Annotated in this window: 12 protein-coding genes; 7 read left to right on the forward strand and 5 right to left on the reverse strand. The window is 72.5% G+C overall.

From position 1 onward, the window contains the following. The first annotated feature begins 248 nt into the window (after nt 1–248). Both ACWEBX_RS06820 and ACWEBX_RS06825 read left to right on the forward strand, forming a co-directional pair. Nucleotides 249–1574, forward strand: a complete 1326-nt coding sequence (locus ACWEBX_RS06820) for a M14 family zinc carboxypeptidase (protein ID WP_451883833.1) — start codon at nt 249–251, stop codon at nt 1572–1574. Next, nucleotides 1571–1990 (forward strand): SSI family serine proteinase inhibitor, encoded by a 420-nt coding sequence (locus ACWEBX_RS06825; RefSeq protein WP_451883834.1) that lies wholly within the window; start codon nt 1571–1573, stop codon nt 1988–1990. Before ACWEBX_RS06820 ends, ACWEBX_RS06825 begins: the two co-directional genes overlap by 4 nt. 1 nt (nt 1991) lies before the next feature. Here the strand turns inward: ACWEBX_RS06825 and ACWEBX_RS06830 are convergent, their stop codons facing one another. Continuing rightward, entirely contained in the window at nt 1992–3242 is a 1251-nt protein-coding gene (locus ACWEBX_RS06830) for a M14 family zinc carboxypeptidase (RefSeq protein ID WP_451883835.1), read from the reverse strand. Between the two features lie 374 nt (nt 3243–3616). On the opposite strand from ACWEBX_RS06830, the gene ACWEBX_RS06835 reads away from it, so the two are divergent. After that, on the forward strand, nt 3617–4903 hold the full coding sequence (locus ACWEBX_RS06835) for a cytochrome P450 (protein WP_451883836.1): 1287 nt from the start codon (nt 3617–3619) through the stop codon (nt 4901–4903). On the opposite strand, the gene treY is transcribed toward ACWEBX_RS06835, so the two are convergent. Continuing rightward, entirely contained in the window at nt 4863–7310 is a 2448-nt protein-coding gene (treY, locus tag ACWEBX_RS06840) for a malto-oligosyltrehalose synthase (RefSeq protein WP_451883837.1), read from the reverse strand. The genes ACWEBX_RS06835 and treY overlap by 41 nt on opposite strands. Before the next feature lie 199 nt (nt 7311–7509). Continuing rightward, complete coding sequence (gene glgX, locus ACWEBX_RS06845) at nt 7510–9618, reverse strand: glycogen debranching protein GlgX (RefSeq protein ID WP_451883838.1); 2109 nt, start codon at nt 9616–9618, stop codon at nt 7510–7512. Between the two features lie 178 nt (nt 9619–9796). Between glgX and ACWEBX_RS06850 the strand changes: the two genes are divergently transcribed. The 4 genes from ACWEBX_RS06850 (at nt 9797) to ACWEBX_RS06865 (ending at nt 14168) form a co-directional block, all read left to right on the forward strand. Continuing rightward, nucleotides 9797–10609 carry a Tat pathway signal sequence domain protein gene (locus tag ACWEBX_RS06850; RefSeq protein WP_451883839.1) on the forward strand — a complete coding sequence of 271 codons (813 nt, stop codon included), beginning with the start codon at nt 9797–9799 and terminating at the stop codon, nt 10607–10609. 56 nt (nt 10610–10665) lie between these two features. Further along, complete coding sequence (locus ACWEBX_RS06855; protein ID WP_451883840.1) at nt 10666–11982, forward strand: copper amine oxidase; 1317 nt, start codon at nt 10666–10668, stop codon at nt 11980–11982. A 118-nt stretch (nt 11983–12100) separates the two neighbouring features. Next, nucleotides 12101–13339: an SAV2148 family HEPN domain-containing protein gene (locus ACWEBX_RS06860; protein ID WP_451883841.1), complete on the forward strand. Its 1239-nt coding sequence runs from the start codon at nt 12101–12103 to the stop codon at nt 13337–13339. Between the two features lie 106 nt (nt 13340–13445). After that, the gene (locus ACWEBX_RS06865; protein WP_451883842.1) at nt 13446–14168 is read left to right on the forward strand and encodes an exonuclease domain-containing protein; all 723 of its coding nucleotides are present in this window, start codon (nt 13446–13448) and stop codon (nt 14166–14168) included. 64 nt (nt 14169–14232) lie between these two features. Here ACWEBX_RS06865 and ACWEBX_RS06870 read toward each other — a convergent pair whose 3' ends face one another. Both ACWEBX_RS06870 and ACWEBX_RS06875 read right to left on the reverse strand, forming a co-directional pair. Beyond that, entirely contained in the window at nt 14233–15096 is an 864-nt protein-coding gene (locus tag ACWEBX_RS06870) for a phosphotransferase enzyme family protein (protein ID WP_451883843.1), read from the reverse strand. 189 nt (nt 15097–15285) lie between these two features. After that, complete coding sequence (locus ACWEBX_RS06875; protein WP_451883844.1) at nt 15286–17556, reverse strand: MMPL family transporter; 2271 nt, start codon at nt 17554–17556, stop codon at nt 15286–15288. Between the last annotated feature and the right edge of the window lie 194 nt (nt 17557–17750).

Genomic DNA, 17750 nt, shown 5'->3' on the forward strand with positions numbered 1-17750 from the left:
GCGCGGCACACCGTCCATCGCTGTCCCCCTGCCGAACTGTCAGTACAACGAGGCCAGTTTGCCTTGTTCATGGCGGATGCGTCAGCCGTGCGAGGTGGGCTTCCTGGGCCGCAACATCCTTCCGCCGCAGCGGTGTTGACGTACCCCCCGACTCGTGACTGACTGTGCGTACTTCATGTACATCTGGTGAAACGACGACACCGTACGAGTGGAGGTGTGCCCTGCCGCCACTCCGCCGCTACCCGACCGTGGACGAACTCGGCGTCCGCGCCGCCGCGCTCGTCGCCCGGCGCCCCGACGAGGCCCGGCTGCGTCAGGTGGGCACCTCCCGGGCGGGCACCCCGCTGCTGCTCCTGTCCGTCGGACACGGCAGCCGTCAGGTCCTCGTCGTCGCCGGACCGCACGCCAACGAACCCGTCGGCGGCGCGACCGCCCTCAGGCTGGCCGAACGGGCCCTCGCCGACCCCCGTCTCACCGAGGGCGCGGACGCCACCTGGAACCTGCTGCTCTGTCTCGACCCCGACGGCTTGCGCCGCAACGAGGCCTGGCTCCAGGGCCCTTACGCGCTCGGCCACTACTTCCGGAACTTCTTCCGGCCCGGCTTCCTCGAACAGCCCGAATGGCTGCCCGACGGCGCGGACGGCGCCGCCCTGCCGGAGACCCGGGTCCTGCTCGCCCTCCAGGACGAGCTGAGGCCGTTCCTCCAGTGCTCCCTGCACGGCGTCGACGTCGGCGGTGCCTTCGTCGAGCTGACCCGCGACCTGCCGGGTCTCTCGCAGCGCGTCGCGCACAGCGCGGCCCGCCTCGGCATTCCGCGTGAACTCGGCCCCTACGACACCCTGTACTGGCCGGCGCTCGGCCCCGCCGTCTACCGCGTCCCGCCGCCGCGCGGGGGAGACCTGGCCGCCGCCATCACGGAGGCCGCGGTCGACTCCACCTGGTTCCACCCCCAGCCGCACGGCACGGTCACCGCGATCGTCGAGGCGCCCATGTGGGGCGTCGGCGCCGTCGAGGACCGGACGCGCCCCGCCGATCCCGACGCCGTGCTGCGCTCCGTCAGCCGCACACTGCGGCACGACACCGAGGTCCTGGAGGACATCCTGACCCGGGTGCGGCCCGGCCTCGGCGGCTCGCCCGAAGCGCCCCGGCTGCTCGCGCCCGTCGACGACTATTTACTGGTCGGCCCCGGACTCGCCGACTCCTGGGACCCCGACGTGCGCGACGCCGGGGGACGCGCCCTGCCCTCGCTCGACACCGCCCGGCTGACCGCCCTGCGCCTCGCCGGGCGGCGGGTCGCGCTGCGTACGGCCGGGCTGCTGCACCAGTTGGTCACCGCCTCCGGGCGGGACCCGGGCGAGGCGCTGCCCGAGCTCGACCGGCTGATCGACGCGTGGTGCGCCGACTACCGCGACGGCTGCGGAGCGCGCTGGATCCCGGTCGCGCGCCAGGTCGAGTACCAGGCGCGTGTCGTGCTCGCCGCGTTCGACCTCGCGGGGCGTCCCGGCGGCACGCGTTCCCGTTCGGGTGATTCCGGGTGGACGGCGCAGGCCACCGTGCCGATGCACCGGGAATGACGACAACCCTTCGGGCGATCCGCGCCGGCCTGCTGGTCCCGCTCGCGCTCCTCCTGGCGGGCGTGGCCCCCGCGGCCCACGCGACCCCGGGACACGGCCTGTCCGGCACCTGGCTCCGCCTCGCCGTCACGCGCGGCGACGCCCGCTCCGGCGACACCCGCGGCGTCCTGCTGCTCTGCGACCCGCCCCGGGGCCACGCCCACGCCGCCAGGGCCTGCCGGCAACTCGCCGCGGCCGCAGGCGACATCGGCCGCATCCCGCGCCGGACCGGCGCCATGTGCCCGATGCTCTACGCGCCGGTGACGGCGTCGGCGTACGGCGTGTGGGAGGGCCGCCGGGTCGACTACCGGCACGCGTTCTCCAACTCCTGTGTGATGGGGGCGGAGACGGGCGCCGTGTTCGACCTGTCGGTCTGAGTCAGGCGGCGCCCTCGCGTGCGTGGCGCGCGGCCGCCATCACCGTACGGGCCTGGTGCTCGACCTGGTTCTCCAGCGGCACCCAGCGCGCGCGGAAGCGCTCGGCGAAGGCGTCGCTCCAGCCGGCGACCAGCTCTTCGAGGTGGGGTGCCTCGCGGTCGCCGGCCTCCTGGAGGACGCGCAGCAGCATCGACGCGGCGCGCAGCGGGATCCGCCGGCCGAACGCGTCCACACTGCCCACGTACGCCATCGTCGTGTCCGCGGGGAGCGGCTGCGACCAGTCCGCGGCGAGCCCCGGCACCAGGTCCAGCGCCCACTTCGAGGCCCGCAGCAGGGGCCCGTCGGGCCCCCGGAGCCGGGGCAGGGCCCGCCCGAGCACCGCCTCCACCTGCCCCGCGTCCGTCACCAGCCGGTGGGCCAGGCGCCGCATCGCCGCCGCGGGCGCGGGGTGCGGCGCAGGGTCGTCCACCAGGTCGCTGGCCCACATCGGCACCTCCACGACGGCCGTCAGACCGCCGTACCGGTGGGCGTGGTACCAGGTGCTGTGCCGGGCGTCGTCCGGCATGCTCGGGTACGCCGTGTCCGAGCCCGGCGCCGGCATCACATGCACCCCCGGCCCGGAGGCGGGCCAGCCCGCGGCGTCCGAGGCGGCCGTCTCCACCGGGATGCGCAGCTCCGCGGCCGACTTGGCGAACGGCTCCGCGAGACCCGGGATGTCCTTGGTCAACTGCACCCAGCTACCGCCCAGATCGGTGCCGTGCAGTGTCACCTGGAGGTAGGGCCGCACCTCGTCGATGACCCGGGTCAGTGCCCGCGTCTCCGGCGGCAGCCGGTCGGGCGGCAGGACGGAGGGCGACCACTCCGGCTGCTCGGGTCCGGCCGGACGGAAGAACCCCAGGTGGTAGTCGAGGAGGGTCCGCGGCGCCGGGGTCACATGGAGGCTCGCCCCGTCCGGGTCCGCGCAGAGCAGGAAGTGCCAGGAGGTGTCCCGGCGCAACTCCCGCCGGTACAGCACACGTTCGGCCAGCGACAGCAGCGTCGAACCGCCCGTCGGTTCGTTGGCGTGGGCCCCCGCCACGACGAGCACCGCGTGCCGGGCATGGCCGACGGACAGCAGGTGGAGGGGCCTGCCCGCGCGGGAGGCGCCCACTTGCCTGAGGACGCAGAGATCGGGCCGGTGGGCCGCCAGCGCGCAGGCGGACGACACGATTTCGGTCACACTGGGGTAGCGCAACTCCGGCAGATGACTCACCCCCGACTTGTCCGCCCTGCGTCGCTTTTGGCAGTACTCCACGGTCTCGGAGAACTGTCAAGGACGCGTCGGCGCGGCCCGGAGGGAGCCCTGGTGGCATTTTCCGCTGGCAACGGGCAGCGGTAGGTGCGCGGGCTTCCCCGGCCGGAGCGGACCGCGTCCCGCAGGCCTGCGGGGAACCGGGGCGCGCGCCGTGGAAACGGGCGCCCGGGAGCAGACGGCCGGCGTACGCGCGCGCCACCGGCGGACGAGCCGGTTCGACGTACACGATTCACTCGTCCGGGTGTACGGGACCTGCGGTCCCGGGCGGGCGGTGGTCCACTCGGAACAACCGCGCGCGGGTCCGGCGCGCAGACCCGAGGTGGTGGCCCGCGGTGCTGTGTCCACACGGCCTTCCCGGCGAAGGCGCCCCGACGGCGACCCACACCGGCCCACCGGCCCCTGCGGGCGCGTCGGTCATCCCGTTCACTCCCGCCCCGTCCCGCCCCTCCGCCCCGTCCCGCCCCTCGCCGGACGGGCCGGACGGGCCGTGCGGGCCGTACACGCCGCCGTGCGGGCCCCCCGCTCGCGGGGGCGCCCCCGCGAGCCTGCTCGACCCGGGGACCGAGCGCGATCCCCACCCGCTCTACCGCACCCTGCGCGGAGACTTCCCCCTGGTCCACGACGAACCGTTCGGCGCCTGGCTGATCAGCCGGTACGCCGACGTGCGCGCCGCGCTCGCGGACCCGCGGCTCGCCGCGCCGGCACCCGGACCCGGGCCGGGCCACGGGGCGGACCGCACACACGGCGCGCACGGGGCCGCCGTGTCCGCGGCGCTGGGGGACCGGATGCCGGCCGGCCTCCGGGCGGGCGTCGAGCGCACCGCCCACGTCCTCGCCAGCCGCCTGGCCGGCCGCCAGGAGGCCGACCTCGTCACCGAGTTCTGCCAGTGGCTGCCCGTCGCCGCCGCCGTCACCGCGCTCGGACTGCCGTACGAGGACACCGCGCGCGTCCACGCCTGGTGCCGGACGGGACTCGACCACCTCGGGGGCCACGGTCCCGGACTCGACGCCTATCTGCGCCCCCATCTGGTCCGCCGCCGGGCCCGCCCCGGCGACGACCTGCTGTCCGCGCTGTGCGCCGCCCGCCCCGGCGGACGGCCGCTGCCGGACGAGACCGTGACCGGGCTCGCCGGGACCGTGCTGGGCGCGGCCGGCGGGACGACCGCGCGCGCCCTCGCGTCGTTCCTCGCCAACCTGCTCGACCACCCGGGCCGGCTCGACCTGATCCGCGCCCGCCCCGAACTGGCGGGCCCCGCCTGGGCCGAGTCGCTGCGCCGCGACCCCCCGGTGCAGATCGTGCCCCGCCGGGCGCTCGAACCGATCGGCCCGATACCCGAGGGCGCCACCGTGGCGTGTCTGCTCGGCGCCGCGGGCCGCGACCCGGCCCGGTTCGCCGACCCGGACCGCTACGACCTCTTCCGCGCCGACCCGGGCGGCCTCGCGTACGGCGCGGGACCGCACCACTGCCTCGGCGAGCCGCTGGCCCGGCTGACGGCCGAGGCCGGGCTGCGCGCCCTGCTGACCGTGCTGCCGGGCCTGCGCAGGGCGCCGGGGCCCCGGCCGCGCGCCGAGGGCCTGGTCAGCCGCTCTCCCCGTACCCTTCCGGTGTGTCCGCGCTGACGCGCTCCAGGAGGACGACGGGTGACCGCTCGAAGAGGTCCGCCACGCGCGCGTGCCCCGTGAACTCCCGCTCCGCGGAGCCGGAGGGGAGCACGTCGGCCCACCGCCCGCCGGGGAGCGCGAGAACGGTGTCCCGCCAGCCGCCGGCCTCGGCGAGCCCCAGCGACAGCCGGGTGACGGCCGTGATCACCTCTCCCGACCGCACGAACGCCACACAGTGCTCCGCCGCCGGCCCCTCGGCGCGCAGTGGCGCGTACGTCGCCGCGTCGCCGAAGACGTCGGGCCGCCGGGCGCGCAGCCGCAGCGCGGCGGCCGTGAGCGCCGGCTTCTCCGCGGACGGGTCGCGCGGCGCGAACGCCTCCCGGTTGTCCGGGTCCACCAGCGCCAGATACTCGTCCTCGGTGCCCTGGTACACGTCCGGCACCCCGGGCATCGTCAGATGGACCAGGGCGGCCCCCAGGACGTTCGCCCGCACATGCGGGCCCAGCGAGGCCCGCAGGGCGGCCACGTGCCGTCCAGGGGGCCCGCACGGCCCGTCCGCGACGAACGCCGTCACCGCGTCCTCGTACGCGGGATCACGCTCGGTCCAGGCGGTGCGCGTCCCGGCCTCCCTGATGTGCTTCAGCAGGGCGTCCCGGACCCGCTCCGTGTGGACCCCGGCCCCGCCCTCGCCGGTGGCCGGGCCGAGCCCGAACACCGTCTGCCACGCGGCCCACGCCACCTGCGGGTCGGGGCTCCCGAGCCCGTCACCGGTCACCTCGGCCAGGACCTCGGACCAGGCCTCCGGGCACTGGGTGAGGACGGCGACGGCCGCGCGCACGTCCGCGCTGCGCTTCGTGTCGTGGGTCGACAGGACGGTCCCGGTGGCGGGCCAGTCGCGCTGCACGCGCGCGCAGTAGGCGTGGAAGTCGTCCGGGGACACCGCGGGGCGGCCCGGGTCGCCGCCCACCTCGTTCGCCGACAGCAGCGGCACGTAGCGGTAGAACGCCGTGTCCTCCACCGACTTGGCCCGCAGCGCCGACGAGGTCTGCGCGAACCGGGCCCGGAACGCGGCCTCCCCGGGCCCGTCGCCGTCGCCGATCAGCAGATCCCGTACGACGTCCACGGCGTGCGCCTCCTCGGGCACCCGGAACGCCGACCCGGCCTCGGCGGCGGCCCGCTCCGTGATCACCAGGGACGCGTCCGTGGACGGGTAGGGCCGGTACACCTCCAGCCGGACAAGGAGCTCCCGCAGCGCGGCGCCCAGGGCCCAGGGGGCGTGGTCGCGGGCGGCGGGGTCGGGGGACGCGGCGCACAGCGCGCTCACCTCACGGGTGAGGCGTTCGACCTCCGCGGCCAGTTCGTGCGTGATCACCTTGTACGCCGCCCGGCGCGCGGTGCTCTCCCAGTGGCCGCCCCGGTCGGCCTGCGGGCCGGCGAAGCGCCGGTAGCGGCCGAGAAGCCGGCTCGCGCCCGCCTCGTCCGTGAAGAGGCCGTCGACGTGCCGCAGCGCGTCGTAGCCGGTGGTGCCCGCAACGGGCCACGCGGGCGGGAGCGGCTCGCCGTCCGCGAGGATCTTCTCGACCACCGTCCAGCGGCCGCCGGTCGCCTCGTGCAGCCGGCGCAGATAGGCGTCCGGGTCCGCCAGCCCGTCCGGGTGGTCGACGCGCAGACCGTCGATCACACCGTCCGCGACGAGCTCCAGGATCTTGGCGTGGGTCGCCGCGAACACCTCGGGGTCCTCGACGCGCACCCCGATGAGCTCCGAGATGCTGAAGAAGCGCCGGTAGTTGAGCTCGGTGCGGGCCAGCCGCCACCACGCGGGGCGGTACCACTGGGCGTCCAGGAGCCGGGGCATCGGCAGTTTCGCGGTGCCCTCGCGCAGCGGGAACACGTGGTCGTAGTAGCGCAGTATGTCGCCGTCGACCTTGAGCTCGCCGATCTCGGAACCGAGGCGGTCCCCGAGCACCGGCAGCAGCAGCCGGCCGTCCTGGGCGTCCCAGTCGATGTCGAACCAGCGGGCGTACGGCGACCCGGGGCCCTCGCGCAGCACCTCCCACAGGGCGTGGTTGTGGCGCGGTGCCATCGCCATGTGGTTCGGCACGATGTCCACGACGAGCCCGAGGCCGTGCTTCCGCGCGGTGCGTGCCAGGGAACGCAGCCCCTCCTCGCCGCCGAGTTCGGCCCGCACGCGCGCGTGGTCCACCACGTCATAGCCGTGTGTCGAACCGGGGACGGCCTCCAGGACGGGGGACAGGTGCAGGTGGGAGACGCCGAGCGAGGCCAGGTACGGCACGGCGGCCTCGGCGCGGCGGAACGGGAAATCCGGCTGGAGCTGGAGCCGGTAGGTGGCGGTCGGCACGAAGGGGACGACCGGGTTGGGGACGACCGAGTGCGCGATCGCCGGTTCGGGGCGCTCAGGTGTCATGCGGGTCTACGTACCCGCCCGGCCGGATTTCTGTCACGGACGCCCCCAGAAGGGCGCGCACGGACCCCCGTCCGAGGCCCACGCGCCTGCTCCTGGAGGGGATCCACGCACGTCTGCTCCTGAGAAGGAGCCGACGCGCGCGTGTTCCCGGAAATCGCGGTCCACGCGCGCGTGCTCCCGACACCAGGGGCCGGTCGTCCTAGGCGGGCCGCTGAAGCACCGTCATGCTCCGGTCGACCAGGGTCAGCCGGTCACCCGCCGTGACCTTGGCGCCCGTACCCGGGGCCACGCCCTCCGGGAGGGAGGTGTCGACGACGACCTGCCACTGGCGGCCGTGGTCGGCCGGTACGACGAATTCCAGGGCCTTGGGTGAGGCGTTGAACATCAGCAGGAAGGAGTCGTCGGCGATGCGCTCCCCGCGCGTGTCCGGCTCGGAGATCGCGTTGCCGTTGAGGAAGACGGACAGCGCCCGGGCCTGCGCGGAACCCCAGTCGCGCTGGGTCATCTCCTGGCCCTCAGGAGTGAACCAGGCGATGTCGGAGAGCTCGTCGTGGGTGCCCTGGACGGGCCGCCCGTGGAAGAAGCGCCGCCGCCGGAAGACGGGGTGGTCCCGGCGCAGCCACACCATCGCGCGCGTGAAGGCGAGAAGCTCGCTGTCCTCCTCCGGCCACGGCACCCAGGCGAGTTCGCTGTCCTGGCAGTAGGCGTTGTTGTTGCCGCCCTGGGAGCGCGCGAACTCGTCGCCGTGGCTGAGCATCGGCACGCCCTGGGAGAGCATCAGGGTGGCGATGAAGTTGCGCCGCTGCCTGCCCCGCAGCGCCAGTACGTCCGGGTCGTCCGTCTCGCCCTCGGCGCCGCAGTTCCAGGAGCGGTTGTGGCTCTCGCCGTCCCGGTTGTCCTCGCCGTTGGCCTGGTTGCGTTTGTTGTTGTACGACACGAGGTCGTTCAGGGTGAAGCCGTCGTGGCAGGTCACGAAGTTGATGGAGGCGAGCGGACGGCGTCCGTCGTCCTGGTAGAGGTCGGACGAGCCGGTCAGCCGTGACGCGAACTCGGCCAGCGTGCGCGGCTCCCCGCGCCACAGGTCCCGCACGGTGTCGCGGTACTTGCCGTTCCACTCCGTCCACAGGGGCGGGAAGTTGCCCACCTGGTAGCCGCCCTCGCCGACGTCCCAGGGCTCGGCGATCAGCTTCACCTGGGAGACCACCGGGTCCTGCTGGACGAGGTCGAAGAACGACGACAGCCGGTCCACCTCGTGGAACTGGCGCGCCAGCGTGGCCGCGAGGTCGAAGCGGAAGCCGTCCACGTGCATGTCGGTGACCCAGTAGCGCAGCGAGTCCATGATCAGTTGCAGGACGTGCGGCGAGCGCATCAGGAGCGAGTTGCCGGTGCCCGTGGTGTCCATGTAGTAGCGGGGGTCGTCCGCCAGCCGGTAGTACGAGGCGTTGTCGAGGCCCCTGAAGGAGAGCGTCGGGCCCAGGTGGTTGCCCTCGGCCGTGTGGTTGTAGACCACGTCGAGGATGACCTCGATGCCGGCCTCGTGCAGCGCCCGGACGGCCGACTTGAACTCCAGCACCTGCTGGCCCCGGTCGCCCCAGGAGGCGTACGCGTTGTGCGGGGCGAAGAAGCCGATCGTGTTGTAGCCCCAGTAGTTGCCGAGGCCCATGTCGGCCAGCCGGTGGTCGTTCACGAACTGGTGTACGGGCATCAGTTCCAGTGCCGTGACGCCCAGTTCCGTCAGGTGTCCGATGATCGCCGGATGCGCGAGGGCCGCGTACGTGCCGCGCAGCTCCTCCGGGAGGGCCGGATGCAGCATCGTCAGGCCCTTCACATGGGCCTCGTAGATCACCGTGTGGTGGTACTCCGTCCGGGGGCGCCGGTCGTCGCCCCAGTCGAAGTACGGGTTGACCACGACCGAGGACATCGTGTGCGGAGCCGAGTCGAGGTCGTTGCGCCTGTCGGGTGACCCGAAGGGATATCCGTACACCTCCTCGCCCCAGTTCACGGAGCCGGCGATCGCACGCGCGTACGGGTCGAGCAGCAGCTTCGCGGAGTTGGCGCGCTGCCCGCGCTCGGGCGCGTACCGCCCGTGCACCCGGAAGCCGTACCGCTGTCCGGGCATGACGCCGGGCAGGTACGCGTGGCGCACGAACGCGTCGGTCTCCCGCAGTTCCACGGCCGTCTCCGAGCCGTCGTCGTGCAGAAGACACAGCTCAATACGGTCGGCGGCCTCCGAGAAGACCGCGAAATTGGTACCGGCGCCGTCGTACGTGGCACCGAGTGGATACGCCTCGCCAGGCCAGACCTGCATGGATATGACTCTTCCAGTAGTTCCGTGCCCCTGGGGGCGAGTCCGAGCCGAGTCTCCCCGAAAGTGATGGAACCTCACATGCCTTACATCCCTCTTACCCCGCGACCAGGCATATCTCGTATGCCGAACCAGTGGGACTCAAACGACTCCTGGAGATGTAGGGGGAGTAGGGGGAAATGTGCGCAAGATAGTGCACCGCCATCTGGGCAAGGTGGTGGCGGGTGCGGCCATCGCGGTGGCCGGCACGGCCGTGATGATCGGAATCACCCTTCCGGGGTCGGCGGGGGCCGACGAATCGGGCGGAACGAGCGGGAGCGGCGGGTCCGCGCAGCAGGCGGCGCAGGACGGGCAGGGCGGCGTCGTGCGGCCCGGCGTCGTCGAGCGGGCGCCGGCCGAGGGGGACAAGGGCAAGGGCCGTGACCCGCTGACCGACGACGAGATGCGGCGGGCCGAGCGGATCGCGGTGAACCGGCAGCTCTTCAACTCCAGCGAGAACGTCGAGGGCGCGCGCGGACCGCAGCGCATCGGAGTCGACCTCGCCGAGCCGGAGACGGCCGATCTGGACAACCCGAACGCGCCGCGCCGGGCCGACATCAGGTTCTACGACTACAAGGACGACACGCTCGTCACCAAGACGGTCGACCTCGACACCGAGAAGGTCGTGGAGACGGGCGTCCAGCACGGTGTGCAGCCGCCGATCAGCCGTGACGAGATGACCGAGGCCGCCAAGCTGCTGATCGCCGATCCGCTCGGCGCCGGCCTGAAGGCCGACTTCAAGGACGCCACCGACAAGGAACTCACCTCGCCCGACCAGCTCATGCTCAACAGCATGGTCTACCGCGCGACTCCCGGTGTCCGGCCGGCCGCCCTCGGCGTCTGCGGGGAGCACCGGTGCGTCCGGCTCTTCCCGAAGGTCAAGAACGGGCCCTGGATCGACAGCCGCGACCTGGTGATCGACCTGAGCGCCCGCAAGGTCGGCAGGCTCGGCTGAGCGCCGCCCTTCCGTCCTTCCCACCTTCACAGCTTTCCGCAAGGAGTCATGTCTTCATGCGCGTCAACAGAAACAGCCGTGCCCGCAGCCGGGCGGCCGTGGGCCTCTCGGCGCTCGCCCTCGCCGCCGGCGCGACGACGGCCGCGGGACCGGCCGTCGCCCAGCCCCGGTCCGCGCCCGCCCCGGCCGCCGACTGCAGCGCCGCGTACCGGATCGAACAGAAGCTCGCCACCGGCACCACCTGGCGGATGTGCTGGCACTACGAGAGCGAGGCCGGACTCGTCCTGGAGCACATCTCGTACCAGCCCCCCGGCGAGGCGGCCCCGATCAAGGTCCTGAGCACCGCCAAGCTCGCCCAGATCGACGTCCCCTACGACGACGGTTCGGTCGAGTACAGCGACTTGACCGGCGCCGGCTTCGGGCAGGGCCTGGTCGACATGGTCCCCGCCGAGTGCCCCGGCGGCTCCATCAAGACGGTCAAGGTCCCCGAGGCCTGGGACCCGCAGCACGCGAGCGTCAAGGGCCTGTGCACCACGACCCGTTCCCGCGGTCACGCCTACCGGATGGAGGCCGACACCGGGAACAAGGTCTTCCAGAAGCAGGGCAAGGACCTGCTGATCTACACCGTCAACAAGGTCGGCTGGTACGAGTACATCACCGAGTGGCGCTTCCAGGACGACGGCACCCTCAACATGAACGTCGGCGCCACCGGCAGCCTCTCGCCCGGTGACTACGACGCGGGCGACGGCCGCGGCTGGCCGCTCGGCAAGGGCGCCAAGGACTACGCCACGAGCCACAGCCACAACATCTTCTGGCGGCTCAACTTCGACCTGGACGGCTCGTCCAAGTCGAAGGTCGAGCAGTACGACTCGGTGGTCAGCCCGCCCGCTTCGGGCCAGGAGGCCCCCAGCAACAAGACCACGGTCACCAAGGTCGGCAAGGAACTCGCCGGCGACGCCAAGAACATGCGCTGGTGGCGTCTTGTCAGCAACTCCGGCAAGAACAAGGACAATCACGCACGCTCGTACGAGCTCGTCCCGGGCGCGACCACCAAGTACCTCGGCCGCGCCTTCACCAAGCACGACGTCTACTTCACCGAGTACAACAAGTGCGAGCAGTTCGCCAGCGACAACCTGCGCAACTGCGGTGCCGGGCACGGTAAATCCGTCGACAAGTGGGTCGACGGACAGACGCTCACCCACCCCGTGGTCTGGGTCAACGTGGGCTTCCACCACATCGCCCGCGACGAGGACCAGCAGCCGATGCCGGTCCACTGGCAGGGATTCTCCATCGCCCCGCGTGACGTCACCGCTATGAATCCGCTCACTCCGCCGGAGCTCGCGGACCAGAACGGGCATGTCGAACCTAGGTAGTTGGGAAACGACCTGTGCATCGGGCTGCACCGCTCGCCGCTCCCGGAGTACCCTTCCTTGATCGTTGATTGGGGCTTGCCCCTGGGGAGTGCTCGGGGGAGCGGAAGGCGGTGCGTGGGTGGGCTCGGGAGGGCTGGAGCTGCCTGCTGGTGACGAGGGTCACGAGGGGAACTCCACAGATGTCCCACCCGGCGCGGTGTCTCTGGCGCGGCCGATGGAAATGGGATCCATTGGACCGGAACTGGACTGGGGCGCCGATGCCTGGCGCGAGGTGCGTACGCGGGCCCAGCGGGCCGGGCGCGCCTATATCTGGCTGAACCTGGTCGAACAGCGGCTGCGCGCGGTCGTGGCCGCTGTTCTCCGGCCCATCTATGAACCCGTCCACGGGGACGACTGGGTGGTCGCCGCCGCGGGACCGGCCGGCCAGGAGTGGGTGCAGCGCGCCGTCGCCGTGCGCGAAGTCAGCCGCCGCAAGGGGTACTTGCTCGACCCGGCCGACGACAACGTGCTGAGTTTCCTCACGCTGCCCCAGTTGCGGGAGCTGATGGTGCAGCACTGGCCGTGTTTCGAGCCCTACTTCGACGAACGCCGGGACGTCGAACTCGCCCTGGACGAGCTGGAAGTGACCCGGAACGTCGTGTCACGCAACCGCGCTCTGTCCGAGGCCGTCCTGAACCAGGCCGAGCGGGCCGCAGCGAAACTCCTGGAGATCCTCGGCGCCGGGAGCGACGTGCCCTCCGCGCGCAGGCTGCCCGTGGACGCCGTCGAGGATCTCGTGGGCGACCGCTACGCGGACGTCGTCGGGGTGCACTCCGACCGGGTGCGGCTGCTGCGCCAGTTCCCCGCCGAGGACCTCTTCGGCGGCGCCCGTCGGCTCGACGCGGTCGGTATCGGACTGAACCTGCTGGTGCAGAACTTCTCCGGGCGCCGGCTGGTCCGGCTCGCCGAGGCCGGCTGCCGGACGCGGCTGCTGTTCCTGAACCCCGCGTCCAGCGCGGTCAAGCGGCGCGAGCGCGAACTGGGCCTCAAGCGCGGCGAGTTGAGCCGGTCGGTCGAGATGAACATCCTGCACATGCGGCGGGTGCGGTCGAGGCTGCGCGACCCGGACGCCTTCGAGATCCAGGTCTACGACGAGACGCCCCGCTTCACCGCGTACCTCGTGGACGGGGACGGCTCGGACGGCATCGCGGTCGTGCAGTCCTATCTGCGCCGGACGCGGGGCATGGAGGCGCCGGTCCTGGTGCTGCGCGGCGGGAGCCGCCTGCTCAAACCCGATCAAATCGGCGAAGAGGGGCTTTTCCCCACCTATCGCGAAGAGTTCGAGATGGCTTGGGCGGATTCACGGCCTGTGTCCTGAAAAGGCCGTTCCTCGTGGCCGGTAGAACGCTGTCCCCGGATTGTCAGTGGCTCATGGGATCGTGGGGACCACTGGGGGAAAGCACCACGAAGAAGGGGGGCCGCCCATGGGCTGGCACCGGGAGCTGCTGATCGGCTTCGACCTGGAGACGACCGGGACCGATCCGCGTGCGTCGCGCATCGTCACGGGTGCCGTGATAGAGGTCAAGGACGGAGAGCCGCTGGGCCGCCGCGAATGGCTGGCCGATCCGGGCGTGGAGATCCCGGCCGACGCCGTGGCGGTGCACGGGATCACGAACGAGCGCGCGACCGCCGAGGGCCGTCCGTCCGACGAGGTCGCCGACGCCATCGCGGGTGTCCTCGTCACCTACTGGCGCACCGGCGTCCCGGTCGTCGCGTACAACGCGGCCTTCGACCTCACCCTGCTCTCCGCCGAGCTGCGGCGGTACGGACTGCCCTCGCTGCGCGAGCGGCTCGGCGGCATCGACCCGGCTCCCGTCATCGACCCGTACACGATCGACCGCTCCGTGGACCGCTACCGCCGGGGCAAGCGCAACTTGGAGGCGGTCTGCACCGAGTACGGGGTGGTCCTGGACTCCGCCCACGACGCCTCGGCCGACGCCCTCGCCGCCGCCCGGCTCGCCTGCGCGATAGCCGGCCGCCACCCCAAGGTCGCGGCCCTCGGACCGGTCGAGCTGCACGGCCGCCAGATCGAGTGGTACGCGGACTGGGCGGCCGACTTCCAGTCCTTCCTGCGCCGCAAGGGCGAGACGGACGCGGTCGTCGACGGGACCTGGCCCCTGCGGGACCTGGCGGACGAACACGTCTGACCCGAACCGGGGGCCCTGGGCGCGAGTACCTCGCGCGGCCCCGGACGGACACCCCGGCGGCAGGTCAGAACGGGTACCAGCGCACCGTCTCGTCGCCGTCCCGCAGTGATGCAACCCGGCGTTCGAACTCGGCCAGCGCCTTGGGGTTCGTCGGCGCGTGCTGGGCGACCCAGGCGCAGCTCGCGGTCTCGCGGGCACCCCGGAGCACCGAGCAGCCCTCCCACGCCCGCACGTCCCAGCCGTACGCCGCGGTGAAGGAGTCGTAGGCCTCGGCGGGAAGCCCGTAACGGTCGCGGGACAGGGCCATGACCACCAGATCGTGCTCACGCAGATCCGCGGAGAAGGTCTCCAGGTCGACCAGGACCGGGCCGTCCGGGCCGACGTGGACGTTGCGGGGCAGCGCGTCGCCGTGGATCGGGCCCGGCGGGAGGCGCGGGGCGAGCGCGGCGGCCGCCGCGGCGAAGCCGTCGCGCCGCTCCCGCAGATACGCCGCGTCCGCGGGGGCGATCGCCTCGCCCGCCAGCCGCAGCCAGCGCTCCACGCCGCCGAGGAGTTCCCGGAGCGGCAGGGAGAAGGAAGGGGAGGGCAGCGCGTGCACCACGCGCAGCAGCTCCGCCAGATCGCGGGGCTCGGCGGGGCGGACGGCGTCGGGCAGCCGGTGCCACACCGTCACGGGGTGTCCGTCGACCAGCAGTGCCTCCGGCTCGGCGGCCCGCACCGCGGGGACGCCCGACTCGGCGAGCCACGCGGCGACCGCCAGCTCCCGGCGCGCCCGGTCGTGGAGTTCGGCGTCGCGCCCCACCTTGACGACCAGATCACCGGCGCCGAACACCGCGTTCTCGCCGAGGGCGAGGAGCGACGCGTCCCGCGCCGGACCCGGCAGCACCTTCGCCGCGGCCAGCACGTCCCGCGCCCGTGCCTCGTCCATCGCTCGCCTCCGTGTCCTCGCGTACAACGGCTCCGGGGTGCGTGCCGTCCGCCGGTCAGTCTCCCATTCCCGCAGGCCGGAACGGCGAAGGGCCTGTCGGCCCCTCCGGAAGGAGGAGACCGACAGGCCCTGGGCGGGTGAGCGCGTTCCGGCGACCGGGCGTCGCGGCGAACGTTGCCTGTCGCGGCACTAGACCCCGGCCCGTTCGCCCTGGGGCAGTACCGGCTGCGCGACGGCCTCGGGGGCCTCGTCGTGGGTGAGGTCGGGCATCCGGTTCAGCCACTTCGGCAGGTACCAGTTGCGCTCGCCGAGCAGCGCCATCACCGCGGGGAGCAGGACACCCCGGATGATCGTCGCGTCGATGAGCACAGCGGCCGCCAGGCCCACACCCATCTGCTTCATGGACTGCATGGACAGCGTCCCGAAGATCGCGAAGACGGCGACCATGATGACGGCGGCGCTGGTGACGACCCCCGCCGTGGTGACCACCCCGTGCCGGATCGCGTCCTTGGTGCTGCGACCCCGCAGCCGTGCCTCACGGATCCGGGAGACCACGAACACGTGGTAGTCCATCGAGAGCCCGAAGAGGATCACGAAGAGGAACAGCGGCAGCCAGGCGACGATGGCGCCCACACCCGCCGCGCCCACCAGTGAGGCGCCCCAGCCGTGCTGGAAGACCGCGACGAGGATGCCGTAGGCGGCCGCCACCGAGAGGAGGTTGAGCACGATCGAGGTGACCGCGATCGTCAGCGAGCGGAAGGAGAGCAGCATCAGGACGAAGGCGAACACGACCACGAAGGCGAACACCGGGGTCACCGAGCCGACGAGCTGGTCGTTGAAGTCGTGCGATCCGGCGACCTGACCGGTGATGGGCGCCTGGAGACCGTCGACCTTGCCGAGCGTCCGCGGGCGCACCTCGTCACGCAGCAGCTCCAGGCTCTTCTCCGCCTTGTCCTGGTCGGAGCCGCCGACAAGCGGAACGAAGACGAAGGCGACGTTGTCCTCGGCGCGCACCTTGACGTCGACCGGGCCGCGCGAGGCACCCGAACTCACGGCCGCCGCACGGAAGTCGGCGAGCGCGGCCTTCACATCGGCGGCGTTGATGTCCCGCGCCTTGACGACCACCTCGGCCGGCTCGGAGCCGCCGGGGAAGGCCTCGTTGACCCGGTTGTAGGTGCCGACGATCGCCAGCGAGTTGCCGAACTCCTTGTCCAGGGTGAGCTGTTGGGTCTTCATGCCGAGCGCGGGAGCGGCGACGGCGAGCAGCGCGCCCGTCGCCACGACCAGGGAGACGGCGGGCTTGGCGAGCACCACGCGCAGGACGGCACCCCAGAACCGGCTGCCCTCTTCGGCCGGACGGTGGTCGTTCCGGGCGGCGGAGCGCCGCTTGGCCCGGCGCAGGAACGGAAGGCGGCCCTTCTCGACGCGGTCGCCGAGCAGGGAGAGCAGCGCGGGCAGCACGGTCACCGAGCCGACCATGGCGACCGCGACGACCATCAGGGAGGCCAGGCCCATCGCCTCGAACTCGGCGAGCCCGGTGAACAGCATGCCCGCCATCGCCACGCACACGGTGACGCCGGAGACGATGATGGCGCGACCACTGGTGGCGGCGGCGATCCGCAGGGCCGTACCGGCGTCACGGCCCGCCTCGCGCTCCTCGCGCTCACGCCGCAGATAGAACAGGCAGTAGTCGACGCCGACGGCCAGACCCACCAGCAGCATCACGGAGTTGGCCGTGTCGCTCATCGGCATCAGATGGCTGACGATGCCCATCAGACCCATCGTCGCCATGATGGCGGTGACCGCGAGCGCCACCGGAAGCAGTGCCGCCACCAGCGCGCCGAACGCGATCAGCAGGATGCCCAGCGCCACCGGGACGGCGGAGAGTTCGGCCTTCTGGAAGTCGTCGCCGAACGCCTCGTCGTACTGCTTCATCATGCTCGCGGCGCCGATCTCCTCGATCCGCAGCCCGGAGTGGTCCTTCTGCACGCCCTTGACGGCGTCCAGCACGGGCTCGACGCGATCGCCCGCCGTCTCCGAGTCGCCGCGCATGTCGAACTGGACGAGCGCGCTGCGCCCGTCCTTCGAGATCGACTTCGTGTCGTACGGCGAGGTCACGTCGCTGACCTTGCCGGTGGCGCCGACCGCGTCGACGACCGCGGAAACGGCGCTCCTGAACTCGGCGTCGGTGGCCTTGGTGCCCGCGTCCTTCGCCTGGATCAGAACCGTCTCACTGGCCGGCTCCTCGATGCCCGCATCCTCGATGATCTTGGCCGCGGTGTGGGTCTCGCCCTTGAGCTGGTCGCTCTCCTTGACGTCGACGCGGCCCGCCGCGGAGCCGAGGCCCATCGCCAGGACGACGAACAGCACCCAGATTCCGACGGCCGCCCATCGGTGGCGGGCGCTCCAGCCGCCTGCTCGCGCGGCGACGCCGCGCACCCGTGTGTCTGCGTTCCCCATGACGGGCCTGCCCCCTTGCGTACGGTGACAGCCCCCTGCCGCCACCTTTCGTATCGAAGGTATGGGCCCGATAAGCCTGTCTCCTCGTACTGTCCGGTGAACCGTCGGACCTCCCGCTCCTCCCCGCGGACCCCGAGGTCTCCGCACTGGGGAGGACGGAAGCCCCTTACACGTAACGGCACTTCTCGGGGATG

It is taken from the genome of Streptomyces sp. NPDC005070 (genome assembly GCF_053600395.1).